We start from the raw sequence: 26,437 nt of genomic DNA, 5'->3' as shown, positions 1-26,437 counted from the left end.
TGCTCCACAGCCCACCTCCCCGCTCAGGCTGGAGCGCACGGCCGGTTTCCGTTTCCAACCGACACCGCACCGCCTGCCCATTGGGGGTACCCGGCTGGGTAGGCCGGAGGTTGTTTCACAGGTGCCCCACAGGATCGGCACACGGGTGGCACAGCTCGCCGACCGAGAGTGAGTGTCATGACGACGTCGATGCGATCCCCGGCGACCGGAGCCTCCGCCCCCGTGCAGCGCGTTGCCGGCGAGCGGACGCTGGCCACCCAGGCACCTGTGGACGACGACGGCCGGCCCGTACCCGTCCTGGACGTCGTCGTCCCGGTCCACAACGAGGAGAACGACCTCGCACTCTGCGTCCGCAGGCTGTACGCGCACCTGCGCGACAGCTTCCCCTATCCCTTTCAGATCACTGTGGCGGACAACGCCAGCACCGACGACACCCTGGGCATCGCCCTGGCGCTGCAGGAGGAGCTGCCCGGGGTGCGGGCGTTCCACCTGGACGCCAAGGGACGCGGCCGGGCGCTGCGGGCCGCGTGGAGCGAGTCCTCCGCGCCGGTGCTCGCCTACATGGATGTCGACCTGTCCACCGACCTCGCCGCGCTGCTGCCGCTGGTCGCACCGCTGATCACCGGGCACTCGGAGCTGGCGATCGGCACCCGGTTGTCCCGGGCGTCGCGGGTGGTGCGGGGGCCGCGCCGCGAGGTGATCTCCCGCTGCTACAACATGATCCTGCGCGGGACGCTGGCCGCCCGCTTCTCCGACGCCCAATGCGGCTTCAAGGCGATCCGGTCGGACGCGGCGGCCGCCCTGCTGCCCCTGGTCGAGGACACCGGCTGGTTCTTCGACACCGAGCTGCTCGTCCTTGCCGAACGGTCGGGCATGCGCATCCACGAGGTGCCGGTCGACTGGGTCGACGACCCGGACAGCCGCGTCGACGTGGTCGCCACCGCGGTCGCCGACCTCAAGGGTGTCGCCCGACTGCTGCGGGCGCTGGGCACCGGCGCGTTGCCGCTCGCCGACCTGCGCCGCGAATTCGGCCGCGGACCGCTGACCGCCACCGCCGGCAGTGCCCTCGGTGGCGCGGCCCTCGGTGCGCAGAACATTGGGACGGCGCAAGCGGGAGGCGGAGTGCAGATTCCGGGCGTGCCACGCGGGATGCCCAGGCAGCTGATGCGTTTCGCCGCGATCGGCGTCGCCAGCACCCTGGCCTATCTCCTCCTCTTCGTCCTGCTCCGGACCGCCACCGGCGCCCAGGCCGCGAACCTGCTCGCCCTGCTGATCACCGCGGTGGCGAACACGGCCGCCAACCGCCGCCTGACCTTCGGTCTCACCGGTCCCGAACAGGCCGGCCGCCACCACCTGCAGGGCCTGGTCGTCTTCGCCATCGGCCTCGCCCTGACCAGTGGCTCCCTCGCCCTGTTGCACGCCGGTAGCAGCCACCCGGGACGCGGCCTGGAGGTCACCGTCCTGGTCCTCGCGAACCTGCTGTCCACCGTCATCCGCTTCCTGCTGATGCGCGCCTGGGTCTTCCGCCCTCGACCAGGGTCTGCGTGATCGAGAGCGGGTCGGGTTGCGGTCCGCCGGGTGTCTGCGACCGCGGCAAGGGAGAGCAACCTGTGCGACCACTCCGATACTCGATCAGCGCGCGGGCTGGAAACTACGCCACGATCGACCCAGGCCTGCCCTCTAACGCCAGGTCGGTGACCATCGTCGCGGCGCTGGCCCGGCGAAGGCTTGCACCTTCGCCGGGCCAGCGCCGAAAGAGGGGCGCAGGCTCAAGGTCAGGGGTTCAGGGTGAGGAGAAGGTCGCCGACTTCGACGGAGTCGCCGCTGGTGCGGACGAGTTCGGTGATGGTGCCGGTGGTGGGGCTGGTGACGGCGGCCTCCATTTTCATGGCCTCGATGACGGCGAGTTTCTGGCCGGTGGTGATGGTGTCGCCGATGTTGACGGTGAAGGTGACGATGCCGGGTAGGCCGGCGCCGATGTGGTTGGGGTTGGTGGGGTCGGCGCGGCGGGCGGCGGTGGTTGTGGCGGTGATGGAGGTGTCGCGGGCCCGTACGGGGCGGGGTTGGCCGTTGACGCGTAGGTACAGGGTGCGCATGGCCGCGTCGTCGGGTTCGGACAGGGTTTCCAGCTCGACGATGATCTCCACGCCGGGTTCGAGGGTGACGGCGAGTGGGATGCCGGGGCGCAGTCCGTAGAGGTAGCCCTCGGTGGGGATGATGGAGGTGTCGCCGTAGGCTTCGGTGGCGTTGAGGTAGTCCTTCCAGGGGCCGGGGAACAGCAGCCGGGACAGGGCGGCCCTGCGGCGGGCGCCACCGGCGTCGAGTTCGGTGGTGTCGGCGGTGTTCAGGGTGGCCGAGGGCGGTTCGGGGTGGCGGCCGGCGAGGGCTCGCTCGCGGAACGGTTCGGCGAAGCCGGCTGGTGGGGTGCCGAGTTCGCCGGCCAGGTAGCCCAGGACGCTGGCGGGCAGGTCGAAGCGTTCGGGGTGTTCGCGCAGCAGGTCGACGTCGATGCCGCCGCCGACGAGGAACAGCGCCAGGTCACCGACGACCTTGCTGGTGGGTGTCACCTTGATGGGTTTGCCAAGCAGGTCGTTCGCGACCGCGTAGGCCTCCTGCACGGCCGGCCAGCGATCTCCGAGGCCAAGCGAGATGGCCTGTTGGCGCAGGTTGGTGAGCTGCCCGCCGGGGATCTCGTGGCGGTAGACGGCCCCGGTCGGCGCGCGCAGGCCCGCTTCGAACGGCCCGTACAGGTCGCGTACCGCCTCCCAGTAGGCCTCCATCGACGACAGCGCGCCGAGGTCGATGCCGGTGGCGCGGGGAGTGTGATCGGTGGCGGCGACCAGCGCCGACATGTTCACCTGGCTGGTGCCGCCCGACATGGGCGCCGCCGCCGCGTCGACGGCGTCCACTCCGGCCGCCGACGCGGCGAGCAGGGTCGCGAGCTGCCCACCGGCGGTGTCGTGGGTGTGCAGATGGACGGGCAGGTCGAACCGCTCCCGCAACGCGGCCACCAGCGTGGCCGCGGCGGTCGGGCGCAGCAGTCCGGCCATGTCCTTGATCGCGAGAGTGTGGACGCCGGCCGTGGCGAGCTGGTCGGCGAGACGCAGATAGTAGTCGAGGGTGTAGATCTGCTCGCCGGGGTTGGACAGGTCGCCGGTGTAGCACAGGGTGCCCTCGGCGACCGCCGTGCCGGTCGCGAGCACGGCGTCGATCGCCGGGCGCATCTGCGCGATGTCGTTGAGCGCGTCGAAGATCCGGAAGATGTCGACGCCGGTGGCCGCCGCCTCCGCGACGAACGTGCGCACCACGTCGTCGGGGTAGGGGGTGTAGCCCACGGCGTTGCGGCCACGCAGCAGCATCTGGAGGCACATGTTCGGCGCCGCCGAACGCAGCGCGGCGAGGCGTTCCCACGGGTCCTCGGCGAGGAACCGCAGCGCCACGTCGTAGGTCGCCCCACCCCATGCCTCGAGGCTCAGCAGGTTCGGGGTGAGCGCCGCGAACGCGGGCGCCGCGGCGAGGATGTCGAAGCTACGCAGCCGGGTGGCGAGCAGCGACTGGTGCGCGTCCCGCAACGTCGTGTCCGTCACCGCGAGCGCATCCTGGGCACGCAACCGCGCCGCCCAACCGGCCGGGCCCAGCTCCGCGAGAAGCTGACGCGACCCTGTGGGCACCGTCATCCCCAGGCTCAGACCACCGGCCGGCGTGATCGGCCCCAGGCCGCCGACACCACCGGCCGAGATGGCACCGGGGCCGGTAGCCGCGGACGCGGCGCCGTGGTGACCAGAACTGCCGTGGTGACCAGAACTGTGGCCGTGGCCCAGACTGATCAGCGCGCCGGGGCCGAACGCCACCCGTCCCGGGCCCGCCGGCTCCAGCGGCAGCTCGGGCAGGACCGTGCGCGGGTCGACCAGCGGACCGGCCGGGCGACGCAGGCCGTTGACGGTGCTCTCGGCCAGGCGGGCGAGCATGCGACTGGTGCGGTCGGTGCCGTGGCCGGGCATCAGCAGCTCGGGGCGCTCGTCGATGAACGACGTGCTGACCCCGCCCTCGAGGAAGGCGGGGTCGGCGAGCAGCATCCCGAGAAAGTCGATGTTGGTGCGGACACCGCGGATCCGGAACTCGCCCAGCGCCCGACGGGCGCGGCGGGCCGCCTTCTCCAACGTGCTGCCACGGCTGGTCAGCTTCACCAACAGCGAATCGAAATACGGGCTGATCTCCGCACCCGCGTACGTCGCGCCATCGAGGCGGACCCCGGGGCCGCCCGGGGACTGGTAGAAGCTGATCGTGCCGGTATCGGGCCGGAAACCATCAGCCGGGTCCTCGGTGGTCACCCGGCACTGGATGGCGGTCCCGCGCAGCGCGATCCGGTCCTGGCCCAGGTTCAGATCGGTGAGGCTCTCGCCGTCGGCGACGCGCAGCTGGCCGGCCACGAGATCGACGCCGGTCACCTCCTCGGTGACCGTGTGCTCCACCTGAATCCGCGGGTTCATCTCCATGAACGTGTACGAGCCGTCCACGCCGAGCAAAAACTCGACGGTACCCGCATTGACATAGCCGACATGTCGGGCGAATCGCACCGCATCCGCGCAGATACTCGCCCGCACCGCCTCGTCCAGCCGGGGAGCCGGCGCGATCTCGACCACCTTCTGATGGCGCCGCTGCACCGAACAGTCGCGTTCGAACAGGTGTACGATATCGCCGTAGGAGTCGGCGAACACCTGCACCTCGATGTGCCGCGGACGGGTCACCGCCTGCTCCAGGAACACCGTGCCGTCCCCGAACGCCGCCGCCGCCTCCCGCGACGCGCTTTCCACCGCGTCCGCGAGATCCACCGCCCGCTCCACCCGCCGCAGACCCCGCCCGCCACCACCGGCCGACGCCTTCACGAACAGCGGAAATCCCACCACCTCGGCTGCCTCGGCCGCTCCCGCACCATCCGGCAGCGGCGCCGACGCCCGCAGCACCGGCAGTCCGGCCGCCAACGCGGCATCGCGCGCCGCCACCTTGTCCCCGGTCAGCCGCAACACCGACGGCGGCGGTCCGACGAACGTCACCCCCGCCGCCGCGCACGCCTCCGCCAGCACCGCCGACTCGGACAGAAAGCCGTAACCCGGATGCAAAGCGTCAGCCTCAGCCTGCTTCGCAACAGTCAACAGAGCATCGATGTCCAGATAACCCCGCACGGGATGACCCGGAACACCGATCTCATAGGCCTCGGACGCTTTTGTGCGGTGGAGGGCGGACACGTCCTCCGGGGTATAGACCGCGACCGTGCGCAGGCCCAGTTCCTGGGCAGCGCGAAAAACACGGACAGCGATCTCACTTCGATTGGCGACCAGGACCTTGCGCACACGCGCCTCCTCGGACGGGTGCGCACCATTGTGAGGGCGAGGCACGTACACGCGCCAAAGCAACGTGACCTTCGCCATATTCCGGGTTCCGGGGTTTACTCTGGCGTTTCCCTCCTAGCCCGCACGGGCACCCGCGTGACTCCGGCGACCGACAGCCACGTAAGGCCCCGCGGCACCAGCCGTGCGATGCCACCTGAGGTGCCTACCTGCCCGGCCACGCGGTGCCCGCAGAATCGGCCGCGGGCCGTCAGTAGCGCCAGCGGGTGGCGGCGACGACCGCTTCCGGTGGGGCGCCGGTGAAACGGCGGATCTCCCCGCGCCGAACGGCGACGACCGTGTCATGCAGTTGCGGTCCGTACGCCGCACGCAGCACCTCGTCGGCCTCGAACGCGTCGAGAGCCGCCTGCAGGTTCGTCGGCAGCCGGTGAATGCCCCTGCGATCCCGCTCGGCCGGGTCCAGGCTGGCCGGGTCGACATCGACTGGCGGCGGCAGCCGGGCACCCTCGGTGAGTCCAGCATGCCCGGCGGCCAGCAGGGCCGCGACGAGCAGGTACGGGTTCGCGGCCAGATCGAAGCATTTGACCTCGAGGTTCGCCGCCCGGCCGCCGGCCGCCGCGGGGCCCGGGATCATCCGGAGCGCGGCCTCGCGGTTCTCCTGCCCCCAACAGGCATACACGCCCGCCCACCGCGACGGCGCGAGTCGCAGGTAGGATGCGACGCTCGGGGCGCCGAGTGCCATCAACGCCGGCAGCCGACCGAGGATGCCGGCGGCGAACGCCTCGCCGACCGCGGTGAGCCCCGCCGGGCCGTCACCGCCGCCCATCAGGTTCACCTGCCCACCCCCGGCAAGTCCCGCCAGCGAGACGTCCGGCGAACCGACATCACCTCCTGGGTTGGCCCCGCCGAGTCCAGCACCGCTGGACCCGCTGGTCGGCCCTGGCCACACGAGCCCCCCGCCGGACCATCCCGCGGCCTTCAGATCACCGCCATGACCACTTCGATCCGTGCTGCCCCCGCCTGCGCCCACATCCGCGCGCGTGCCTGTGCCGTCCAGGGTCTCGTCGGGGTCGTTCGTCCACAGGCTCAGGTGCACGTGGCCGCCATTGCCGACGCCGCCGACGGCCAGCTGCGGAGCGAACGAGGCGCGCAGCCCGTGCCGCTCGCTGACCCCCCGGACGGTCTCCTTCACCAGCACGCAGGTGTCCGCGGCCCCGAGCGGGTCCTGGGCCGCGACCGACACCTCGAACTGGCCGGCGGCGTACTCGGGATGAATCTGCTCGACGACCAGGCCCTGCCCGGTGAGCGCGGTGACCACGTCTCGCAGGTAGTCCGCGAGCTCGGCAACCCGGGTCATCCCGTAGGCAGGGCCACGGGTGGCCGGGACGAACTCGTCCGGGCCGGCATCAGCGGCGGCGGCGACGACCCACTCCACCTCGAAGGCCATGGCGACGCCGATCCCACGCGACGCCAACTGCGCCGTCTGGACACGCACGATCTCCCGGCCGTCCTGCGGATGGGGCAGACCGTCCTGATCCCGGCGGTCGGCCGGAGCCCAGGCCCACCCGGGCGCGGCAGCGAGCAGCGTCAGCCGGCCGAGGTCCGGGTGCAGCCGCAGATCACCCACGGGACTGGCGGCCGGGACCCCGGCGATGACCGCGTCGTCGGCGAGGAAGGCGTCGAACGCCGGTGACATGCCGATTCCCCAGGCGACCGCCGCGTCCAACCGGCCGACCGGCACACCCTTGACCCGGGTGATGCCGCTGTTGTCGACGAAGGTGCAGGCCACGCAGACCACCCCGCGCACAGCCAGGTTCGTCGCCGTGCGCCGGGCCGCGGCGGCCGCGCGCTCACGGCCCCACCCGCGGCGGATCCCCGCCGACGCATGCGACGTCTCCGACCCGGGCTCGTTCATCGTCGCCTCCCCGGCGGGTCCGCCTGGCCACCATCGTCGCGCTCCCAGCGGCGCGCTGGTGTCTGGGAGCACCGGACAAGACGCCGGCCACACCAACGGGATGGTAACCCAAAGTAGCCAATCGGCCGACCTTGACTCGGAAGCCGTGTGCGCCGCCCCCAGCTCGTCAAACGTTTTCCACAGTTATCTTCCAGGCAAGAATCTCTGAAAGCACGTCAACATCACGGATTTTGGCTTTCGCTATCCCCAGGGACACCGTAGTTGTCCACACGTTATCCACAGTCCATGCACCTCGGCGATCATCACTGTCAGTAATAGCGCTCCCAGGGTGCGGGCCAGGCATGACCAGCCCGTCCAGGGGGGATGCCGCACAGGTGGCTCAGCACGGGGAGCTCGGCGTTGGCGGAGAGCTCGGCGTTGGCGGAGAGCTCGTGGACCATCACTGTCACGGGCTCGTCCAACGTGACCTGGACCGTCCGGAGTTCGAGAGCATGCTCACCGAGGCCGACCGGGCCGGACCGCCCGGCACCACGCTGTTCGACAGCCAGATCGGATTCGCGCTGCGCCGCTGGTGCGCTCCGGTCCTCGGCCTCCCGCCGCACGCCGATCCCGACATCTACCTGGAGCGACGCGCCGCGCTCGGCCACGAGGAGGTTCACCGGCGGATGCTCACCGCGACCGGCATCACCACCTTCTGCGTCGACATCGGCTTTCAGCCCGAGCCGCTGACCAGCGCCGAGCAGCTCGCGGCGTACGTCGGGGCCACGCCGATCACCGACGCCGGAACCGACCCGGCAGCCATGGGCACCGGATCCGACCGCAGCGGCCACGGAACCACCGACAGCGGTTGCACCCCGGTCGAGACCGCGGCCCGCGGCCTCATAGTCACGCGCCTCGAGCGGATCGCCGAGCTTGCCGCCGTCGACGTGCTCACCGGGCAGATCGGCGTCGGCCATCTCGCCGACACGGTGCGCGACCGCCTCGCCTCCCGTTCCTCGACGACCGTGGCCGTCAAGTCCGTCGCCGCCTACCGGGCCGGTCTGGAACTGCCGGCGGTCCGTCCCACCGATCGGGAGGTCGCGGCCGCCACCCGGACCTGGATCAACGAGATCCGAGCCGGTGCGCCGATCCGGCTGCACGACCCGGTGCTGCACGCGTTCCTGATCTGGTGCGGTGTGGACGCCGGGCTTCCCGTGCAGATACATGTCGGCTACGGCGACATGGATCTCGATCTGACCCGCGGCAATCCGCTGCTGCTCACCGGTCTGCTCCGGGCGATCGCCCCGACCGAGGTGAGCGTCCTGCTGCTGCACTGCTACCCGTACCACCGCGAGGCCGCCTATCTGGCCCAGGTCTTCCCCAACGTGCATCTCGACCTCGGCCTCGCCATCCACAACACCGGACGCGGCTCGGCCGGCCTGCTCGCGCAGGCCCTGGAACTTGCCCCCTTCGCCAAGGTCCTCTTCTCCACCGACGCCTACGCCCTGGCCGAACTGTTCCTGCTCGGCGCCACCCTGTTCCGCCGCGGGCTCGCGTCCTTCCTGGCCGCCGGCGTCGCCGACGACGCCTGGACACCCGCCGACGCCGCCCGCATCACCGAGATGATCAGCGCTGGCAACGCCCGCCGGGTCTACTCCCTGTCCGGCCGAGACGACGCGGCCCCCGATGCCGCCCTCAGTACGGCCGGAGCGCAGACGCCGAGGGGCGCGGATCAGCCACACCTGCCGCCATTGCGGTCAATATCTGGCCGCAATGGCTCCTAGGCTCGACGCTGACGGGCCGGGGGCAAGCCGCAGGCACGAAACTGCCGCCCGGAAGCCGGCTCGCGGACCGATATCAGTCGACCCCGAAGGCGTCCTCATGAGCGAGACCACCATCACCGCGACCACGCCGACCACGACCACGCCGGCCGTCACCACGCCGGCCGTCACCGAGGCCGCCGAGCGTGCGGAGCTGCTCGCGCAGCTCGCCGGCCGGCGGCGCTTCCTGCGCTACACCGTCGAGGGCCTCGATGACGAGCAGGCCGCGCGGCGTCCCACCGCGAGTGCGCTGACCCTGGGCGGCCTGATCAAGCACGTGGCCGCCGTCGAGCATGGGTGGCTGCAGTTCATCCTGCATGGCCCGGTCGCGCTCGAAGGCGACCCGGCCGCCCGCGAGGACGAGTTCCGCCTCCTGCCCGGCGAGACGCTGGCCGGCGTCCTCGACCAGTACGAGGCGATCGCCCGCCGCACCGAGGAGATCATCAACACCGAGATCACCAGCCTCGCCCAGGCCCATCCCCTGCCCAAGCAGCCCTGGTTCCCGCCGAACACGCTTCGCTCGGCCCGGACGGTGCTGATGCACCTGATCGGCGAGACCGCCCAGCACAGCGGGCACGCCGACATCCTGCGCGAGTCCATCGACGGCCGCCGCACCATGGGCTGACCTGCCGCTACCGCCCCGCGCCGGTCAGGTGGCGGCCGGAGCGGGCGGGCACAGGCAGAAGGGATGGCCGACCGGATCGAGCATCACCCGCCAGCGCTCACCACCGGGCTGGTGCTCGGCCTGGGTGGCGCCGAGCTGCTCGGCCCGCGCCACGGCCGCATCGAGGTTCGCCACCCGGAAGTCCAGGTGGAACTGCTGCGGGGTGTCCTGGCCTGGCCAGCGGGGCGGCCGGTAGTCGGCCACCTGCTGGAAACCGAAGATGAGCTCGGTGCCCGGCGGGGTCAGGAACGCCCACGCGCCGCCGTCATCGGCGCCGGTGACACCCCAGCCGGTCAGCTCGCCGTAGAAGATGGCGAGCTCCTTCGCGTTCGGACAGTCCAGCATCACGCTCGCCCAGCTTGCCGTCGGCGCCTCACCGGGCACCGCCTCGATGGCCGCTGGGTCGGTAGCCGCTGTGTCCGTCGTCGTACCTGACTTGCTCATCAGAGCTCCCGTTCATCGCCTGTCGTCGCCCCACTGACCTGCCAAAACACATCCTGGACGCGATACCTGCCATCTCCTGGCAGGATTGGGCCATGCGTGCCAGCCGGCTGCTAAGCGTCCTGATGCTGCTGCAGACCCGTGGGAAGCTGACCGCGCGCGAGCTCGCCGACGAGTTGGAGGTCTCGGTCCGCACGGTCCACCGCGACCTCGAATCCCTCGCCGAAGCCGGGGTTCCGGTCGTCGCCGAGCGTGGAGTGACCGGCGGCTACCGACTCCTCGCCGGCTACCGCACCCGGCTGACGGGCCTCACCGCGCCCGAGGCAGACTCCCTGTTCTTCGCCGGCCTACCTACCGCGGCGGACGATCTCGGCCTCGGTGCCCTCGCCGCCGCTGCCGAGCTCAAGCTGCTCGCGGCGCTCCCGCCGCCCCTGCGGGAACGCGCCGCACGGGCCCGCGATCGTTTCCACCTCGACGCGCCCGGCTGGTTCCGCGCCGCCGAGCAGATCCCGCTGCTCGCCGACGTAGCCGCCGCCGTGTGGGCGCAGCAGCGCCTTCGCGTCACCTACCACCGCTGGCGCACACCCCGGGAGGTCGAACGCCTCCTCGACCCACTCGGCGTCGTCCTCAAGAGCGGCACCTGGTACCTCGTCGCCGTGTCATCCACCGGGGACCAGGCTGAACTCGGCTCCACAGCCGGTGCCATGGATGCGCCACAGCCCGCGGATCACGGCAACGGCCTCGAACCGCGCACCTACCGCGTCAGCAGGATTCTTGCCCTGACCGCGACCGGCGAACGATTCGAACGGCCCCCGGACTTCGACCTCGCCTCGTGCTGGGCAGCCTGGACCGCACGCTACGAATCCGGCGTCTACCGGGCTGAGGCGACGGTACGGCTGTCCCCGACGGGAATGACGATGGCACCCTTCCGCCTCGCACCGGCGATCAGCCGCGCCATTCGCGACAGCGCCGGTGAGCCCGAGGCGGACGGCTGGGTACTGGCGACGATCCCGATCGAATCCGTCCGGCACGCCACCGGCGAACTTCTCGCCCTCGGCGCCGACATCGAGGTTCTCCAGCCGCCCGATCTCCGCGCCGCCCTCACCCATACCGCAGCGTCCCTGGCCGCCCTGTACGGCCCGCCCGCGCACGCCTGAGGTTCCATCCTCCCGGCATGGATGGCCTTGGCCTACCCCCAGCCACGCCTGCCCTGATCACCGGCGCGACCTCCGTTCCGTAACGCTGGTGATCCCGAAGACGGATGGGTCGCGTAGATGGTTGCCCACTCTTACGTTGGATTTGCCCTCCGATGAGATTGGATCATCATTCTGATCGTAATGTTTCGGGAATGTCCGTTCCTCAGCCGATGGATCGGCGGCTACTGCTGTCGATGTTGAGCATTGGTGCAGCTCAGGTGCTGGTCGGGTGCGCGACCGACCAGGCATCCGCGACGGGCACCCCACATCCGGGCAGTTCTGCACACCATGGTGGTACCGGCTCCCGGCCCGGCGACGCCGGTCTCGGCGACGGGCGAGCGTCGCCGAGACCGGCGTCGGCGTCGGCGTCGGCGTCGGCGTCGGCACCATCGCAGACGCAGACGCAGACGCCGTCCGCATCGACCACGCCATCGGCGTTGCCACCGATTCCGCCCCCGCACCCGGGACCGCCGACGACGGTGTTCCAGGCGTCGGCGCCGACCCGGCGGATCGCCCTGACCATCGACGACGGATACGACGCGCAGACGGTCGCCGGCTATGTCGCGTTCGCCCAGCGGTCGAGAATTCCCCTCACGTTCAACCCGAACGGCGCGTACAGCGCGGTCTGGAACCGGCATGCGGATGTGCTGCGGCCCCTGGTGGAGGCCGGGCAGGTGCAGATCGCGAACCACACCTGGTCACACAAAAGCCTGCTCAAGAATCGGACGGACGCCGACATCAGGGCGGACATCGAGCGCAACGAGCAGTGGATCCAGTCCACGTTCGGCACCACCAGCCGGCCCTGGTTCCGCCCGCCCTACGGCTTCCACAACCAGCATGTGGACGCGCTCGTTGGCGAGCTCGGCTATACGAAGATCCTCATGTGGAACGGCAGCTTCGGCGACTCCACCCTCATCACGCCCGAGCAGCTGATGGGGCTCGCCTCCCGCTACCTGCGGCCCGGAACGGTCATGCTCGGCCACGCCAACCACGCCACGATCCTCGGCCTGTTCCACCAGATCGAACAGCTCATCGCCGAGCGCCGTCTCGAACCCGTCACCCTGGACACGATGTTCGGCACCTCCCGCGCCGTCGGCTGACGGTAGCTCAGGGTGCGGGGAGCAGGAGGCGGAAGGTGGTGCCGGCGCCGGGAGTGCTGGAGACCTCGACGCGACCGCCGTGGGCGTGCGCGGTGGCGGCGACGATCGCGAGGCCCAGACCGCTGCCACCGCGGCCGCTCGCCCGGCTGTCCGGAGCGCGGTAGAAGCGGTCGAAGACGTGCTCGGCGACCTCGGGCGGCATCCCCGGCCCGCGATCGGCGACCTCCAGCACCGCCCCACCGCGTCCGATGGCCACGTCCCCGGGAACGGCGAGATGTTCCGCACGACCGTCGGTGACGGGGTGCAGGCGAACGTGGACGGGAGTATCGGGTGGGGTGTGGATGCGGGCGTTGGTGAGCAGGTTGCCGACGAGCTGGTGTAGGGCGTCGGTGTCGCCGCGGACGGGGCAGGTCGGCGGGAGCTCGGCGTGGACCGGACGGTCGGGGGCGGCGGCGCGCAGGTCGGCGACGGCGTCGCGGACGATGGTGGCGAGATCCAGCTCGGACATCGTCAGCGGGCGCGGCCCGTCCAGACCGGCGGCATCGGGGCGAGCGGCGTCGAGGTGGGCCACATCGAGGTGGGCGAGGTAGAGCAGATCGTCGACCAGGGCGCCCATCCGGCTGGCCTCCGCCTGGATGCGCCGCAGCGCCGCGTCGGCCTCGTCGGGTGGGACCATCTCGGCGCGCAGCAGGTCGGCGTAGCCGCGGATGGACGTCAGCGGGGTGCGCAGTTCGTGGGCGGCGTCGGCGACGAAGCGGCGTTCCTGCTCCTGGGTGGCGATCCGGGCGGCGAAGGCGGTCTGGATCTGGCCAAGCATCGTGTTGAGGGCGGCGGCGAGCTGGCCGGTCTCCGAGCGGGCCTCGCCGGTGGGGATCCGGCGGTCCAGGTCACCGTCGGCGATCGCGGCGGCCGTGCCGATCATCTGCCGCAGCGGGCGCAGCCCCCGGGTGAGCCGCACCCAGGCGAAGGCGGCGACGATCACGAGCACCGCGGCGCCGACCGCCGCCTCGACGCGGACCAGCCGCCCCACCGTGTCGGTGACCGGCCGCAACGGCAGGGCGACCAGGACCTGGGCATGTTCCGGGGACGTCCGTTCCACCGCCCGGTAGTGCGCGCCGTCCGCGACGACCGTGAACGGGCCGGAGCTCGCCGGGGCACCGCTGGCGATGTGGCCGGAGCGGGTGGCCACGTCCAACAGGAGGGTGGCGGGAGGCACAGGCCAGCCGGCGCCGGTGACCCGCCGAACCGTGCCGTCCGCCCGGCGGATCTCCACCAGGTAGTCGGTGGGGCCGGCGGCCTGGTCCACACCGGTCCGCTCGAGCAGCCGCAGCCTGGCCACCAGCGCGGCCGGAGTGCCGCCGCCGAGCCGTCCGGCCCGGAGGAGCTGCTGGTCGACCCGGTCGAGCAGGTAGGCACGCAACGCGAACGCACTCGCCGTGCCGGCGACCGCGAGTCCGAGCGCGCACAGCGCCACCAGCCCCGCCATCAGCCGCAGTCGCAGCGTCACCTCGCGGCTCCCGGCGGGAGGCGCAGCGCATAGCCGAAGCCGCGCTGGGTGTGCAGCAGTGGGAGGCCGTGGCGTCCCAGCTTGCGACGCAGGTAGCTCACGTACTGGTCGACCACTGTCGGCTCGCCGACGTAGTCGTAGCTCCACACCGCGGCAAGGATCTGGGCGCGGGACAGCACTCGGCCAGGATTGGTCAGGAAGTAGCGCAGCAGGCAGAACTCGGTCGGCGACAGCTCGATCGGCGCTCCGGCCCGGGTGACCAGGTGCGTGTCCGGATCCAACTCGACGTCGGCGAACCGCAGCACCGCCGCCCCTCGTGCCGCCCCCGCCCCCGCCCCCGCCTGCGCCCCGGCTGGCTCGGCGCGCACCGTCCCGGTCCGGCGCAGGACGGCGCGCACTCGGGCAACCAGCTCGTCCACAGCGAACGGCTTGGTGACGTAGTCGTCCCCGCCGTAGGTCAGCCCGGCGATCTTGTCCCGGTGGGCGTCCCGTGCGGTGAGGTAGACGACGGGGACGTCCCGGCCGGCGGCGCGCAGCGCGCGGCAGACGTCGAAGCCGTCGATGTCGGGCAGCATGACGTCGAGGATCATGATGTCGGGCTCGGTGTCGGTCGCCAGCCGCAGCGCTGCCCGGCCGCTCGCGGCGGTCAGCACATCGAACCCGTGGAAACGCAGCGCCATCCGCAGCAGATCGACGATGTTCGGCTCGTCGTCCACGACCAGAATCCGCGGCGCCCCACCGTCACCTGGTGCCTGCGTCATGCTGGCCCCCTCGCTGCGCGCGGTTCATCGGACCCAGTTCATCGGAGCAGCATGAGAGTTTCATGTGAAGCGCGCTGTATACCCGGGCGCCGGGACGACCGACCTGATCCGGCGGAACAGTCCGCCGGCCGGGTTTCCACTCCCTGCGGCCATGGTTGACGACCGTCAGATCTGGAACTGTTCTCCAATGAGATCCCTTACGGACACCGACCTGCTGCGCGAGCTGGAGCCGGTCGCCGAGGAGAACCTCCAGCGCCATCTCGGCCTCGCTGTGGAGTGGATGCCCCACGAGTACGTCCCGTGGAGCCTGGGACGGGACTTCGACGAGCTGCCCTGGGAGCCTGGGCAGTCGACGATGCCGCCGGCCGCTCGGATCTCCTTCGAGCTCAACCTGCTGACCGAGGACAACCTCCCCAGCTACCACCGCCTGATCGTGGCGGGCTTCGGCCTGGACAGCGTCTGGGGCACCTGGGCGAACCGGTGGACGGCCGAGGAGATGCGGCACAGTATCGCGATGCGCGACTACCTGCTGCTCACCCGAGCCGCCGACCCGGAACGCCTCGAGCAGGACCGCATGTACCAGGTGTGCAAGGGCTATGACCGCGACCGGCTCGGCGCGCTGCGCACCCTGGCCTACGTGTCGTTCCAGGAGCTCGCGACCCGGGTCAGCCACCGCAACACCGGGCGGATGTGCACCGACCCGGTCGCCGAGCGCCTTCTCACCCGCGTCGCCGCGGACGAGAACCTGCACATGATCTTCTACCGGAACCTCGTCGCCGGCGCACTGGAGATCTCGCCGACGACGACGCTGCAGGCCATCCGGGACGAGCTCCTCGGCTTCGAGATGCCGGGAGCCGGAATCCGCGACTTCCGCCGCAAGGCCATCCAGATCGCCCAGGCCGGCATCTACAACCTGCGTATTCATCACGACGACGTGGTCGCTCCGGTGCTGCGCCAGTGGCGCCTGGCCGACCTTGAGGGCCTGGACGCCGTCGGGGAGCAGACCCGCGAGGAGATCGTCGCCTTCATGGCCGCTCTCGATGAGGCCGCCACCCGTCAGACGGAGAAGTTCGCCGCCGCCTCAGCCCGCCGCGACCGTGCCGGCACCCCCCTCGCGCAGGCTCTGGCATCCGCCTGACTGTCGCTGCCTGATCGGATGGAAAAGGTGTCCCATCTGTCAGGATGCGGGGTATACGTGCTAGCGTCCGGGCCGTCGCAACACTGGACGTACCTGGATGGACTGGACGGACCTGGACGGAGCTGCCGTGAGCCTGCCCCGAGGCAGCCGTCAGATCACTCTCCCGCAGCTGGGCCTTGGCCTCGTGGCCGTGGCCGCCGTGGCGGTTGCCGTGCTGCTCAGATCTCCGAACGTGGCCACCCCCGCGCAGGAGGCCATCGGCGTCGGCCCCTCCGCGTCGCTCACCAGCCCGCGCGGCTTGTCCGGTGCATCCGCCGCGCCGAGCGCGCTCCCCGGCAGCGGGTTGCCGGCCGCGAAGTTCGCCCAGGCGGTGCCTCCGCCCGGTGCGGCGGCGCCTGGTGCGGCGGCGCCCGGCCCGTCTCCCGCAGTCCCCGGGCGGCCGCCCGTCCACCGTCCCGCCACGGGCGCGGCGCTCCCGGCGGGCGCGGAGACCGGCAGTGGCTCGGCGGCTGGCGCGGGATCGGGCGGTCCGACGGCGGCAGACGCAGCCGTTCCAGTAGGGGCGGCGGTCCCAGCAAGCGCGGTCCCGCCGCCCGCGCCCCCACGTCCCGCGATGCCCCCGCGGCCCGAGCCCCTGGTGGACGTGGACCTGGACGTCGACGTCCAGCTACCGACGGTCGCGATCGCCCCGCCGGTCTGCCTCATCGGCTGCTGACGGATCTCATCGGCTGCTGACGGAACAGTTCCTGACGACTGGACGGAGCGCGCGTGGGTCTGCATCGAGGCGACCGGCACATCCCCCTCCCGCAGGTGGGGCTCGTCGTCGTGGCCATCGCTGCCGTGGCGGTCGCCGTGCTGATTCAGACCCCCTCAGGTCCTGGTAACACCGGCGTCGGCAGCGCCGGCACGTCCAGCACCCGTCCGATCGACCCCACCGCGCTCGCCGGCTCGGCGTCGACGGGAAACAGCCGACCGGCGACGCCTTCACCCTCGCCCTCGACCCGAATCAAGATCGCAAGCGCGGCGCAGGGGGCAGGCTCCGACCAGACCGTGGCCGCGGCGAACTCGGGCAGCACGACCGTGGGTGGCCGCTCGGCAACCGGCGGCCGCACCGGCGCCGCACGCGCTGCGGCTCCTCGGCGGTCACCCGGCGATCTGAACCTCCCCACCATCACCCTGCCCACCTGTCTGCTCGACTGCTGACCCGACCGGCGGACGGCGTCAGCGCGCCAGGGTGCCGAGCCAGCGCAGGATCGACTCGACGCCCGACTCACGGTCGACGATCAGCCAGGGGGACATCCAGCTCCGCGCGGCGAGATCCTCGTAGTTGCGGGCGCAGCGGGCCTGCAGCCCGTCGTCGGCCTCGAAGGCGTCGCGGGGACGGTCCGGGTCGGCCCCGGCGCGGGCGGTCGCGTCCGCGCCGGCCTGTGCCGTGGGCACCCGCAGCAGGACCTGCAGGTCGGGGGCGGGCAGCGCGAGCGTGCCGAACTCCAGGTCGGCGATCCAGGCGGGGAAGGTGGCCCGTTCGGCGGCCGGTAGCCGGGCGGCACCGTAGGCGGCGTTGGACGCGACGTACCGGTCGAGCAGGACGACCTCGTGGGCGGCGAGCACCGCGTCGAGTGCGGGACGCGAGGCAGCCCGGTCCAGGGCGAACATCAACGCCGTGGCCCGCGGCGAGGCGGCGACGGCGCCGAGCCCGGCGTCGCCGGTGAGCAGCCCACGCATCGCCGGGCCCAGCGGCTCGGCGGTGTAGCGCGGGTAGGCGAGGGTGGCGACGCGGCGGCCGGCGTCGGTGAGTCGCTCGACGAGCCGTCCGGTCAGCGTGTTCTTCCCCGCACCGTCCACGCCCTCGATCGCTATGATCACGCCATCACCGGCTGGCTCCGGAAGTGCTCCACCACCGCATCCGACCAGGCCAGCAGCCGTCCGGCGAGCGTCGGGGTGATGCCCGCCCGGGCTGCGGCGGCCTCGATCCGGGCGAAGCGCACCGGCTGTGGAAGCAGCGCGAGCGTCCCTGCCTTGCCCTGGAATCCGGACCACAGCCCGGTCAGCACCGGGCCGTCGATCGGTGGGATCGTCGCCGCGGCCGTCCCGAGCACCGCCCGGGACCACCAGCCCTCGCCGCGGATGACCGCCGAGGCCGCGGGTTCGCCGCGCACCACGTCCAGCCCCCCGATGACCAGGTTGTTCGCGTTACGCACGGCCACCAGCGGATGGCGGTACTCCAGCCGGTCGCCCCGCTCACCGAGACAGGCCGCCAGGTACCACAGGGACAGCAGGGTCGGCGGCGTTCCCGACACAAGCATGCCGCCAGCCTAGCGCCGTACGCGGACCATCGTAGGAGAGGTACGCCCACCGGCGGATGTCCGGCCGGGCCGCGAGCCGCTACCGTCGCGGCATGGTTGCGGCGGACCGGGCCCGGCGGTGGGCGAGGGACCTCGCCGCGCTGGTGGCCGCCGAGGTGGTGGTGGTCGGCGGTTCGGTGGGGGCTTCCCGTGACACGCAGGACGCGCACCGGCTGGACGCGTTCGCCTTCGGGCTGCTCGGGCTGCTCGCCGCCACGGTGACGCTGCGCCGGCGATCGCTGCCGGCGATGCTGGCCGCGGCCTCCGTCCTGCTCGGCGTCTACGTGGGCGCCGGATATCCGCACGGGCCGTCGTTCGCCCCGCTGGTGGTGGCGTTGCTGTCCGTCGGCCTGCGCCATGATCGACGGACGGCCTGGGGGGCCGCGTCCGCCGCCGCCGCGGTCCTGCTCACCGGGACGGTCGTGGCCGCCGTCCGCGGCTACCCGGCCTCCGGCTGGGCGACGTCGGCCAACGTGTTCGGCATGATCCTGGTGTGCGGCGTTCCGACCCTGGTCGGCACCCTGGCGCGCACCAGCCGGCACGCCGCCGCCCAGGCCAAGGAGGAAGCCACCCTGCGTCGCATCGAGCAGGAGCGCCTGCGCCTGGCCCGCGAGGTCCACGACGTGGTCGGCCACAGCCTGTCCGTCATCTCGCTGCGCGCCGCCGTCGCCCTGCACGTTCTCGACCGCCGTCCCGAACAGGCCCAGCTCGCGCTCGAGGCCATCCGCCGCACCAGCGTGGACGCCCTCGACGAGCTGCGCGCCACCCTGGACCTCAGCCGCGCCGGCCAGCCGCCGGCGACCCCACGCCCCGCGCCCGCGCCTGCCCCGCCCCTGACCGGGTTGCGGCGGCTGCCCTCCCTGGTCGACGAGGTCCGGCTGTGCGGGGTGCCGGTCGCGCTGCGCGTGGACGGCGCGTCCGAACGGCTCGAGCGGCTGCCCACCGACATCGACCTGGCCGCGTTCCGGATCGTCCAGGAGTCGCTGACGAACGTGTTGCGCCACACCGAGCGCGGCTCCACCCGGGTCGAGGTGGCCGTGACCCTCGACGACGAGCGGCTCACCCTGGAAACCGCCGACCACACGTTCGAGGCGAAGCCCGGCGGCCCGGGGGAAATCCCCGGTTCCGCGGAACCGCCTGCGCTGCCGGAACCGCCAGTGCCGCCAGAGCCGCCAGTGCCGCCGGCATCCGCCGGTCACGGGCTGACCGGCCTGCGCGAACGCGCCGCGGAACTCGGCGGGACACTCGCGGCCGGACCCACCGACGACGGCTGGCGCGTCCACGCCGTCCTGCCGGTCGGAGCGGCCCAGGCCGCGGTGGGGAGAGGCAGATCGTGATCCGGATCGTCATCGCGGACGACCAGCCGCTGGTGCGGCTCGGGCTGCGGGTCCTCATCGAGACCGAGGACGATCTGGCCCTGATCGGCGAGGCCGACGACGGACAGTCCGCGATCGAGGTGGTGCGGGCGACCCGGCCGGACGTCGTGCTGCTCGACATCCGGATGCCCGTGCTGGACGGGCTGGGGGCGCTGCGGGCGATCGTCGCCGCGCCGGAGCTGGCGGGAACCAGGGCGATCATCCTCACCACGTTCGAGGTGGACGAGTACGTCTTCGAGGCGCTGCGGGCCGGGGCGTCCGGGTTCATGCTCAAGGACGCCGAGCCCGCCGACCTGTTGCGGGCGATCCGGGTGGTGGCGGCGGGCGAGTCGCTGCTCTCCCCGTCGGTGACCCGCCTGGTGATCGACACCTTCGCCCGCCGACCGGCCCTGGACCCGCCCGACCTGCGCGGTCTCACCGAGCGTGAGCGTGAGGTGATGGGCCTGGTCGGCCGCGGCCTGTCCAACGACGAGATCGCCGCCCGTCTGGTCATCAGCCCGGCCACCGCCCGCACCCACGTCAGCCGGGTGATGGTCAAGCTCGCCGCCCGCGACCGCGCCCAGCTCGCCGTCCTCGCCCACCAGGCCGGCCTCGGCTGACATCCGGCGGGTACGGCGGGTACGGCGGGTACGGCGGGCTGCGCCGGACTGCGTAGGCGGGTGTCGTCGCCTGCCGGACGACATGATCGGCTCGGATCGGCACGCTTATCGACATGACGACGACCTGCCGCCCACCAGGAGCGGCTCCGGTGACCGCCACAACGAACGAGCCCGCCATCGACGTGCGCGGGCTGACGAAACGGTATGGCCGGCGCACGGCGGTGGACGGCCTGGACCTCACCATCCCGACCGGGGTCGTCGCCGGGTTCGTCGGGCCCAATGGCGCCGGAAAGACCACCACCCTGCGGATGCTGCTCGGGCTGGTCCGGCCGAGCGGCGGCGACGGCACCGTCCTCGGGGCGCCGCTGGGGGCTCCCGCCGCCTACCTGCCACGGGTGGGAGCGCTGATCGAGAGCCCGGCCCTGTATCCGACGCTGTCGGGCCGCCGCAATCTGGCCGCGCTCGCCGTCCTCGCCGGCATCCCGCGGGCCGAGGTGGACGCCCGGGTCGAGGCGATCCTGGACCAGGTCGGGCTCGCCGGCCGCGGCGCGGACCGGTTCCGGTCCTACTCGCTGGGGATGAAGCAGCGCCTCGCGATCGGCGCCGCGCTGCTCACCGACCCGGACCTGCTCGTCCTGGACGAGCCGACGAACGGCCTCGACCCGATCGGCATCCGTGAGATGCGCGAACTCATCCGTTCCCTGGGCGACGGCGACTCCCTGGGCGACGGCGACAGCGACGGTTCCGCGGAACCGGCCCGGCGGGGACGCACGGTGCTCGTCTCGTCCCATCTGCTCGCCGAGGTGGAGCAGATCTGCGACTGGCTGATCGTCGTCGAGGGGGGGCGGCTGGCCTACCAGGGGCCCACCGACCGGCTGATGGCGAGCCAGAGCATCGACGTCGTGCTGCGCCCGGAGCACCCCGAGGATGTCGCGCCGCTCGCCGACCTGCTCGCCGGCCTCGGGCTGCCGTCCACCCGCGGGGTGGACGACGTGCTCACCACCGTGAACGTCGGCGCCCGCGACTCCCGCGAGTACACCCGCGCGCTCGCCAGCGTGAACCGGGCCGCGGCGTCCCGGGGCGTGACCCTGATCGAGATGTCCCCGCGGCGCGACAGCCTCGAGGACCGCTACCAGGGCCTGGTCACCCAGGCCCAGGCCCAGACCCAGGAGGCTCGGCGATGAGCATCGTTCTGACAAGCATCGCCTCGTCGGCACGGCGTTCGTTCGGCGCCGAGCTGGTGAAGCTGTGGCGGCCGAGCACCGCCGTCGCGATGGGGCTGCTGGCGGCGCTCAGTGTCCTGTCGACCGTCCTGGTCGTCAGCCTGGCGGATGACGGTCCATCCGGCGGCGGGTCAGGTTCCGGCGGCGGGCCGAGCGGCTTCGATGTGACGACGGGGCAGCTCTCGGCGGCCGCCGGGATCGCCCGGGGGTTCGCCGGCGGCAGCACCTTCACCGGCCTGCTGATCTTCCTGGTCGTGGCGATCGCGATCACGTTGGAGTACGGCCAGGGCACACTGCGCACCCTGTTCCTGCGCGAGCCGCGCCGGCTCGGCTGGCTCGCCGGGCGGATGGCGCTCACCCTGCTGCTCATCGCCGCGTCGCTGATCGCGGCCCTGGTGCTCAGCGTGGCGGCGGCCGCGCTGGTCGCCAGGATTCGCGGCCTGGACACGTCCGCCTGGTGGAGCGCTGCTGGTACCCGCGCCCTCGCCTCGGGTTACCTGAACGCCCTGCTCTCGGCGGCGGGCTTCGGCGTGGTCGGCACCGCGCTCGGGGTGGCGCTGCGCTCCACACCACTGACCCTCGCGGTCGGTGTCGCCTGGATGTTCCCGCTCGAACACATCATCGGAGACTCATGGAGCGGCGCGGCACGGATCTTCCCCGGCCTGGTGTTCGACGCGGTCAGCCAGGGCGGCGTCCCCGACGCCCGCTACGCCCCCGCACTGCTCGCCGGGATCGCCTACACCCTCGCCGCCGCGGCCGTCGCCGCACTGGCCCTCGCCCGCCGCGACGTCAACTCCTGAGGAGGCCCTTCGGGTGTTCACTGGTGTGGTGGGTTCCGAGGGTTCCGAGGGCACGCCGGTCGGCCGGCGGGTCGTGCTCGGAATGCTGGCTCTCGGCGCCGCCGGGGTGGCGCTCGGTGCGCGTGCCGAGCGGGCGCTCCAGCGGGTCATCGACCCGCTGCGCCGCCGGGACCCCACCGGCCTGTCCGACCTCGTCCCGATCGGGAGCTTCCGCTACTACTCCGTCACCGCCAGCGTTCCCCGGCTCGGGGCGGCCGACTACCGGCTGCGCGTGCACGGCCTCGTCGACCGGCCGCGGACCCTGACGCTCGCCGACCTCGCCCAGTTGCGCCAGACCTCACTCGTGCGCGACTTCCAGTGCGTCACCGGCTGGCGGGTCGACAACGTGCCCTGGTCCGGGGTGCTGCTGCGCGACCTGCTGGCCGATGTCGGCATGCGGCCCACCGCGCGGGCGCTGACGTTCCGCTCGTTCGACGGCAGCTACACCGAGAGCCTGACCCTCGACCAGGCCACCCGGCCGGACGTCCTGGTGGCACTGCGGATGCTGAACGGCCCGGTGTCCCATGACCACGGCGGCCCGGTCCGCCTGTACGTGGCGCCGATGTACGGCTACAAGTCGATCAAGTGGCTCGGCGAGATCGAGGTCGTCGACCGGGTCTCGCCCGGTTACTGGGAGGTGCGCGGCTATGACGTCGACGGCTGGGTCGGACGTTCCAACGGCCGTGACGATGATCCCGTCTGATGATCCCGTCTGAACAGCTCCCGGCCGAGGACACACCCGCGGAGGGTTCGAGGCTCGCGACGGTCCGGCGGTTCGGCCGGGTGACCCGCCTGGTGCACTGGGCGACAGCGGCGACGATGTTCTGTTGCCTGGGTACCGGTGCCGTGCTGCTCCTGCCCCCGCTGGCGGAGCTCGTCGGCCGGCGCCAGTTGGTCGAGTCGATCCACCTGTACGCCGGGCTCGCCCTGCCCGTGCCGATGCTCGTCGCGGCAGCCGCCGGCAGCTATCGCCGGGACCTCCGTTCCCTCAACCGGTTCACCGTCACCGACGGGACGTGGCTGCGGGCCAACCTGCGCCTCGGTACCTGGCGTCGGGCCCAGGCCGGGGCCGAAACCGGGGCCGCGAGCCGGATCGGCAAGTTCAACGCCGGCCAGAAGCTGTACGCGGCGTTCATCGCCGGCGCGATCCTGGTGATGCTCGGCACCGGCACGCTGATGCGGTGGGGTGCGGGCCTGCCCGGCGGGCTGCCGCTGGCCTGGCGCACCGGCGCCACCTTCGTCCACGACCTGCTCACCTACGGCCTGGCCTTCGGGGTGGCCGGCCACCTGTGGATGGCCGCGCGCGACCCGGTCGCCCGGGTCGGCATCATCACCGGCACGGTCCCGGCGTGGTGGGCCACGCGCGAACATCCCGCCTGGAAGGCATCACCGCGGCCACCGGACCGCCGGTAGCCCCGGTAGCCCCGGTAGCCAGTGCCGTCAGGCCCGGTCCCGCGCGATCGCGACGAGGACCACGACCGCGACGACGTAGACGAGCAACACGACGACGAAGGCGATCGCCGAGATGACGCACCAGCGCCGGGCCCGCGCCGACGACTGCCGGGCCCCCCACACGTCCCCGTTCTGTAGCCGGTTCTGCGCGATCGACGCGTGCACCAGCGCGATCACCCCGGTCGGCAGGCAGCACAGCAGGGTCGCGACCAGCGACTGCCACAGGTAGGTCCGCTCCTCCCACGTCCCGTCGTCCCCCTCCGGGACGGAGCCGGCGGGGGGTGCGGGATCGGCGGGATCGGGCCGTCCGGGCATGGGGACCTCAGGCTGTCAGCGGGCCGAGCGCGGACATCGCGTTGCTGGCGGACATCGCGTTGCTGCTCGAGTCCTCATCGAGGGCGCCGGCCGCCAACAGGATGACGAAGATGACCGTGAGGACGAGGCCGACGGCGAGCGAGATGATCGACCACATCCGCGCTTTTCTGGAGGCATCCCGGGCACCGTCGAGGTCACCGATCCGCCAGCGGGAATCGACCTTCGTCGCGTAGATGATGGCGACCACGCCCGCCGGCAGGCAGCACAGCACCGTCACGACGATCGACTGCCACAGATAGTTCGACACGGGCTGGGTGAACGGCGGCGGCGGGCCGAACCCACCCGGGCCACCAAATCCCTGCGGCGCGCCGTAGCCGCCAGGCGGCGGCCCATAGCCCCCGGGCGGCGGGCCATACCCCTGGGCGCCATACCCCTGCGGGTAGCCGGGCTGCTGGTAGCCGAGCTGGCCGGCCTGACCCGGCTGGCTCCAACCGCCCTGGTCCTGCTCCTGGCCGCCCCAGGGATCCTTGCCCGACGGATACTCGGGTGGCTGGGACATACGGTGCGCTCCTGAGGTCGGGTGGGCGAACTGGCGGCCCGGCCGGCGCCAGGGCGACCGCTCGCCGCGCAGGCACGACTGCTCGCTCCGCCGGCACATTGTGGCACAACCAGGCCGTGTCGACGGGCGCAAACCTCCCGGCGGTTCGCCCAGCTCAGGCGGTACCCGCGCCCACCCGCACGGGGACCCGAACGCCCCCTGGCACGAACTCCGAAGCTCCATCTATGCAGCAAAACCCACGTATAGAACAAGGGAGACACATTCCTCGAGGGGCGCAGGCTCCGACATATGCCGCATACCGCCCGACCTGGGGCGTCGCACGAAAATTCGTCCGTGTAGGGTCCGGTCATATCTGCCCAGACCGGCAGCCGGGGCACCGAGGGGGCACCCCACCCGTCACCCGCACGCTCACACACGTCCATACATCTCTGGCCGCTGCGCGACATGGAGGTCATCCGCTTCGGACTCGAAGCCGGGACCCGGGGGGGTTCTGACGCCGACACGCCACGCACGGAGGGATACCGCGGTGAAGCACCGATCGGAGGGCACACCCAGTCCGCCGAGCGCCCGCGCCGGTTCACGTCGTCGACGCCGCCGTCCGCGTCATTCGGCCTGGATCGCCTCGCTCGGCATGCTGGCCATCCTGGCCGCCGCCATCGGCTGGAACCTCGCCCCCGCGGATGGTGACGACAGCGGAGCGTCCAGGATCGAGGCGGCCGCCATCCAGGCGAACCACCATCGCGGCCAGCCGACCCCCAGCCCGACCGCGTCGGCCAGCCCCACCACCGCGCACGGCGCCACCTCGCCGTCCTCCCCCAGCTCGAAGTCCGGCAGCACCGGCACGGGCCCGGCGGGCGGTACGGGATCGGCCGGGACGACCGGCTCCGGCCGCCGAGCGGCCACCACGCCGCCCCGCCCCAGCACTCCCACCCGCACGGCCGGCCAGGCACCCGCCGCCCCGGTGGCGTCGGGCGGCGGCTCCGTCCCCGGCGGGATGAGCGGCGTGTCCGCCGGCTCGCTGACAGAGGTGAACGCGTGGGCGGCCTTCCGCGGCTCCCCGGTCACCGCCGCACTCACCTTCACCGACCGGAGCGGCTGGCAGACCATCACCAACCCGTGGCTGGGCTCCGGCCCGGAGAAACTGTCCACCTTCGCCGGCACCTGGGTGATCTCGCAGCCGTTCTTCCCCAGCGGCCAGGGTGACCTGACATCCTGCGCCAACGGCGCCTACAGCAGCCACTGGGCCACGTTCGGCAGCTGGTTGGTCGGCAAGGGGCGCCCGGCGAGCATCATCCGCCTCGCCTGGGAGTTCAACGGCAACTGGTTCCCCTGGTCGGTGTCGAACACCAACCCCACCACCTGGGTCACCTGCTTCCGCCAGGTCGTCAGCGCGATCCGCTCGACCGACCCGCAGGCCCGCATCGACTGGACGCTCAACGCGCACAGCGGCAATGCCTGGTCGGTCTACCCGGGTGACTCCTACGTCGACATCATCGGCGTCGACAGCTACGACCACTGGCCGGCGAGCACCACCGACGCGACCTTCGCCGAGCAGTGCGCCGAGGCGACCGGCCTGTGCTCGACGATCGCCTTCGCCCGCCAGCACGGCAAGCAGTTCTCGGTGCCCGAATGGGGCCTCGTCGCCAAGTCCGACACCGGCGCCGGCAAGGCCGGGCAGGCCGGCGGCGACAACCCCGTCTACATCCGCAACATGTACAACACCTTCAAGGCGAACAAGGACGTCCTCGCCTACGAGACGTACTTCAAGAACTCGGAGGCCGGCAACGTGCACTCGTCGCTGGTGAATCCCGACGAGAACCCCATCAGCGCCGCCACCTACGCCTCCCTGTGGTAACTGCT

At 72.1% G+C, this 26,437-nt stretch carries 25 protein-coding genes; 15 read left to right on the top strand and 10 right to left on the bottom strand.

Features of this window, described 5'->3' with window-relative positions:
• The first annotated feature begins 177 nt into the window (after positions 1-177).
• Positions 178-1,548, top strand: coding sequence for a bifunctional glycosyltransferase family 2/GtrA family protein (locus MXD95_RS22570; RefSeq protein ID WP_250642703.1), 1,371 nt, complete (start codon positions 178-180; stop codon positions 1,546-1,548).
• 227 nt (positions 1,549-1,775) lie between these two features.
• On the opposite strand, the gene MXD95_RS22565 is transcribed toward MXD95_RS22570, so the two are convergent.
• From MXD95_RS22565 to MXD95_RS22555, 3 genes are all read right to left on the bottom strand, one after another.
• Positions 1,776-5,351, bottom strand: a complete 3,576-nt coding sequence (locus tag MXD95_RS22565) for a pyruvate carboxylase (RefSeq protein ID WP_250642702.1) — start codon at positions 5,349-5,351, stop codon at positions 1,776-1,778.
• A gap of 247 nt (positions 5,352-5,598) precedes the next feature.
• Positions 5,599-7,263: a type I glutamate--ammonia ligase gene (locus tag MXD95_RS22560; protein ID WP_250642701.1), complete on the bottom strand. Its 1,665-nt coding sequence runs from the start codon at positions 7,261-7,263 to the stop codon at positions 5,599-5,601.
• A gap of 308 nt (positions 7,264-7,571) precedes the next feature.
• Positions 7,572-7,712, bottom strand: a complete 141-nt coding sequence (locus MXD95_RS22555; RefSeq protein WP_250642700.1) for a hypothetical protein — start codon at positions 7,710-7,712, stop codon at positions 7,572-7,574.
• On the opposite strand from MXD95_RS22555, the gene MXD95_RS22550 reads away from it, so the two are divergent.
• Both MXD95_RS22550 and MXD95_RS22545 read left to right on the top strand, forming a co-directional pair.
• Positions 7,695-9,026 (top strand): amidohydrolase family protein, encoded by a 1,332-nt coding sequence (locus MXD95_RS22550; protein ID WP_250642699.1) that lies wholly within the window; start codon positions 7,695-7,697, stop codon positions 9,024-9,026. The two genes, MXD95_RS22555 and MXD95_RS22550, sit on opposite strands and share 18 nt — an antisense overlap.
• 97 nt (positions 9,027-9,123) lie before the next feature.
• Positions 9,124-9,687: a DinB family protein gene (locus MXD95_RS22545; RefSeq protein WP_250642698.1), complete on the top strand. Its 564-nt coding sequence runs from the start codon at positions 9,124-9,126 to the stop codon at positions 9,685-9,687.
• Between the two features lie 24 nt (positions 9,688-9,711).
• Here the strand turns inward: MXD95_RS22545 and MXD95_RS22540 are convergent, their stop codons facing one another.
• Entirely contained in the window at positions 9,712-10,170 is a 459-nt protein-coding gene (locus MXD95_RS22540) for a VOC family protein (protein ID WP_250642697.1), read from the bottom strand.
• Positions 10,171-10,262: 92 nt separating this feature from the next.
• On the opposite strand from MXD95_RS22540, the gene MXD95_RS22535 reads away from it, so the two are divergent.
• Both MXD95_RS22535 and MXD95_RS22530 read left to right on the top strand, forming a co-directional pair.
• Positions 10,263-11,324 (top strand): helix-turn-helix transcriptional regulator, encoded by a 1,062-nt coding sequence (locus MXD95_RS22535; protein ID WP_250642696.1) that lies wholly within the window; start codon positions 10,263-10,265, stop codon positions 11,322-11,324.
• Positions 11,325-11,842: 518 nt separating this feature from the next.
• Positions 11,843-12,463: a polysaccharide deacetylase family protein gene (locus tag MXD95_RS22530; protein WP_250642695.1), complete on the top strand. Its 621-nt coding sequence runs from the start codon at positions 11,843-11,845 to the stop codon at positions 12,461-12,463.
• Between the two features lie 7 nt (positions 12,464-12,470).
• On the opposite strand, the gene MXD95_RS22525 is transcribed toward MXD95_RS22530, so the two are convergent.
• Both MXD95_RS22525 and MXD95_RS22520 read right to left on the bottom strand, forming a co-directional pair.
• Positions 12,471-13,970, bottom strand: a complete 1,500-nt coding sequence (locus MXD95_RS22525; RefSeq protein WP_250642694.1) for a sensor histidine kinase — start codon at positions 13,968-13,970, stop codon at positions 12,471-12,473.
• On the bottom strand, positions 13,967-14,731 hold the full coding sequence (locus MXD95_RS22520; protein WP_250642693.1) for a response regulator transcription factor: 765 nt from the start codon (positions 14,729-14,731) through the stop codon (positions 13,967-13,969). The genes MXD95_RS22525 and MXD95_RS22520 overlap by 4 nt, the downstream gene beginning before the upstream one ends.
• A gap of 187 nt (positions 14,732-14,918) precedes the next feature.
• Between MXD95_RS22520 and MXD95_RS22515 the strand changes: the two genes are divergently transcribed.
• The 3 genes from MXD95_RS22515 (at position 14,919) to MXD95_RS22505 (ending at position 17,072) form a co-directional block, all read left to right on the top strand.
• Positions 14,919-15,869: an acyl-ACP desaturase gene (locus MXD95_RS22515; protein WP_250642692.1), complete on the top strand. Its 951-nt coding sequence runs from the start codon at positions 14,919-14,921 to the stop codon at positions 15,867-15,869.
• Positions 15,870-15,966: 97 nt separating this feature from the next.
• On the top strand, positions 15,967-16,584 hold the full coding sequence (locus MXD95_RS28665) for a hypothetical protein (RefSeq protein ID WP_285223720.1): 618 nt from the start codon (positions 15,967-15,969) through the stop codon (positions 16,582-16,584).
• A gap of 53 nt (positions 16,585-16,637) precedes the next feature.
• Positions 16,638-17,072: a hypothetical protein gene (locus MXD95_RS22505; RefSeq protein WP_250642690.1), complete on the top strand. Its 435-nt coding sequence runs from the start codon at positions 16,638-16,640 to the stop codon at positions 17,070-17,072.
• 18 nt (positions 17,073-17,090) lie between these two features.
• Here MXD95_RS22505 and MXD95_RS22500 read toward each other — a convergent pair whose 3' ends face one another.
• Together MXD95_RS22500 and MXD95_RS22495 are read right to left on the bottom strand one after the other, a co-directional pair.
• Positions 17,091-17,735 (bottom strand): dTMP kinase, encoded by a 645-nt coding sequence (locus MXD95_RS22500; protein WP_250642688.1) that lies wholly within the window; start codon positions 17,733-17,735, stop codon positions 17,091-17,093.
• Positions 17,732-18,175 carry a hypothetical protein gene (locus MXD95_RS22495; protein WP_250642687.1) on the bottom strand — a complete coding sequence of 148 codons (444 nt, stop codon included), beginning with the start codon at positions 18,173-18,175 and terminating at the stop codon, positions 17,732-17,734. The genes MXD95_RS22500 and MXD95_RS22495 overlap by 4 nt, the downstream gene beginning before the upstream one ends.
• Before the next feature lie 92 nt (positions 18,176-18,267).
• Here MXD95_RS22495 and MXD95_RS22490 point away from each other — a divergent pair, with 92 nt between their 5' ends.
• The 6 genes from MXD95_RS22490 (at position 18,268) to MXD95_RS22465 (ending at position 23,664) form a co-directional block, all read left to right on the top strand.
• On the top strand, positions 18,268-19,551 hold the full coding sequence (locus MXD95_RS22490; RefSeq protein ID WP_250642685.1) for a sensor histidine kinase: 1,284 nt from the start codon (positions 18,268-18,270) through the stop codon (positions 19,549-19,551).
• Complete coding sequence (locus MXD95_RS22485; RefSeq protein ID WP_250642684.1) at positions 19,548-20,189, top strand: response regulator; 642 nt, start codon at positions 19,548-19,550, stop codon at positions 20,187-20,189. The genes MXD95_RS22490 and MXD95_RS22485 overlap by 4 nt, the downstream gene beginning before the upstream one ends.
• A 149-nt stretch (positions 20,190-20,338) precedes the next feature.
• Positions 20,339-21,373, top strand: coding sequence for an ABC transporter ATP-binding protein (locus tag MXD95_RS22480; protein WP_250642682.1), 1,035 nt, complete (start codon positions 20,339-20,341; stop codon positions 21,371-21,373).
• Positions 21,370-22,212: an ABC transporter gene (locus MXD95_RS22475; protein WP_250642681.1), complete on the top strand. Its 843-nt coding sequence runs from the start codon at positions 21,370-21,372 to the stop codon at positions 22,210-22,212. Before MXD95_RS22480 ends, MXD95_RS22475 begins: the two co-directional genes overlap by 4 nt.
• 82 nt (positions 22,213-22,294) lie before the next feature.
• The gene (locus MXD95_RS22470) at positions 22,295-22,954 is read left to right on the top strand and encodes a molybdopterin-dependent oxidoreductase (protein ID WP_250642750.1); all 660 of its coding nucleotides are present in this window, start codon (positions 22,295-22,297) and stop codon (positions 22,952-22,954) included.
• The gene (locus tag MXD95_RS22465; RefSeq protein ID WP_250642680.1) at positions 22,954-23,664 is read left to right on the top strand and encodes a cytochrome b/b6 domain-containing protein; all 711 of its coding nucleotides are present in this window, start codon (positions 22,954-22,956) and stop codon (positions 23,662-23,664) included. The genes MXD95_RS22470 and MXD95_RS22465 overlap by 1 nt, the downstream gene beginning before the upstream one ends.
• Positions 23,665-23,691: 27 nt before the next feature.
• Here MXD95_RS22465 and MXD95_RS22460 read toward each other — a convergent pair whose 3' ends face one another.
• Complete coding sequence (locus tag MXD95_RS22460; protein ID WP_250642679.1) at positions 23,692-24,018, bottom strand: CD225/dispanin family protein; 327 nt, start codon at positions 24,016-24,018, stop codon at positions 23,692-23,694.
• A 7-nt stretch (positions 24,019-24,025) separates the two neighbouring features.
• Entirely contained in the window at positions 24,026-24,577 is a 552-nt protein-coding gene (locus MXD95_RS22455; RefSeq protein WP_250642678.1) for a CD225/dispanin family protein, read from the bottom strand.
• Positions 24,578-25,103: 526 nt separating this feature from the next.
• On the opposite strand from MXD95_RS22455, the gene MXD95_RS22450 reads away from it, so the two are divergent.
• Entirely contained in the window at positions 25,104-26,432 is a 1,329-nt protein-coding gene (locus MXD95_RS22450) for a glycoside hydrolase family 26 protein (protein ID WP_250642677.1), read from the top strand.
• Positions 26,433-26,437 lie beyond the last annotated feature (5 nt).

Origin of the sequence: Frankia sp. AiPa1 (genome assembly GCF_023243075.1) — a bacterium.
In the GTDB taxonomy this organism is placed as follows: Bacteria; Actinomycetota; Actinomycetes; order Frankiales; family Frankiaceae; genus Frankia.
Note: the sequence above shows the minus strand (reverse complement) of the source record. Positions and strands in the feature narration are given on the sequence as shown.

What these genes read in the sequence shown, in the direction of transcription:
- MXD95_RS22570 (WP_250642703.1), top strand. Translation starts at nt 178, where the DNA reads ATGACGACGTCGATGCGATCCCCGGCGACCGGAGCCTCCGCCCCCGTG.
- MXD95_RS22560 (WP_250642701.1), bottom strand. Translation starts at nt 7,263, where the DNA reads ATGAACGAGCCCGGGTCGGAGACGTCGCATGCGTCGGCGGGGATCCGC.
- MXD95_RS22545 (WP_250642698.1), top strand. Translation starts at nt 9,124, where the DNA reads ATGAGCGAGACCACCATCACCGCGACCACGCCGACCACGACCACGCCG.
- MXD95_RS22540 (WP_250642697.1), bottom strand. Translation starts at nt 10,170, where the DNA reads ATGAGCAAGTCAGGTACGACGACGGACACAGCGGCTACCGACCCAGCG.
- MXD95_RS22535 (WP_250642696.1), top strand. Translation starts at nt 10,263, where the DNA reads ATGCGTGCCAGCCGGCTGCTAAGCGTCCTGATGCTGCTGCAGACCCGT.
- MXD95_RS22520 (WP_250642693.1), bottom strand. Translation starts at nt 14,731, where the DNA reads ATGACGCAGGCACCAGGTGACGGTGGGGCGCCGCGGATTCTGGTCGTG.
- MXD95_RS22515 (WP_250642692.1), top strand. Translation starts at nt 14,919, where the DNA reads ATGAGATCCCTTACGGACACCGACCTGCTGCGCGAGCTGGAGCCGGTC.
- MXD95_RS28665 (WP_285223720.1), top strand. Translation starts at nt 15,967, where the DNA reads ATGGACTGGACGGACCTGGACGGAGCTGCCGTGAGCCTGCCCCGAGGC.
- MXD95_RS22495 (WP_250642687.1), bottom strand. Translation starts at nt 18,175, where the DNA reads ATGCTTGTGTCGGGAACGCCGCCGACCCTGCTGTCCCTGTGGTACCTG.
- MXD95_RS22490 (WP_250642685.1), top strand. Translation starts at nt 18,268, where the DNA reads ATGGTTGCGGCGGACCGGGCCCGGCGGTGGGCGAGGGACCTCGCCGCG.
- MXD95_RS22475 (WP_250642681.1), top strand. Translation starts at nt 21,370, where the DNA reads ATGAGCATCGTTCTGACAAGCATCGCCTCGTCGGCACGGCGTTCGTTC.
- MXD95_RS22470 (WP_250642750.1), top strand. Translation starts at nt 22,295, where the DNA reads ATGCTGGCTCTCGGCGCCGCCGGGGTGGCGCTCGGTGCGCGTGCCGAG.
- MXD95_RS22465 (WP_250642680.1), top strand. Translation starts at nt 22,954, where the DNA reads ATGATCCCGTCTGAACAGCTCCCGGCCGAGGACACACCCGCGGAGGGT.
- MXD95_RS22460 (WP_250642679.1), bottom strand. Translation starts at nt 24,018, where the DNA reads ATGCCCGGACGGCCCGATCCCGCCGATCCCGCACCCCCCGCCGGCTCC.
- MXD95_RS22455 (WP_250642678.1), bottom strand. Translation starts at nt 24,577, where the DNA reads ATGTCCCAGCCACCCGAGTATCCGTCGGGCAAGGATCCCTGGGGCGGC.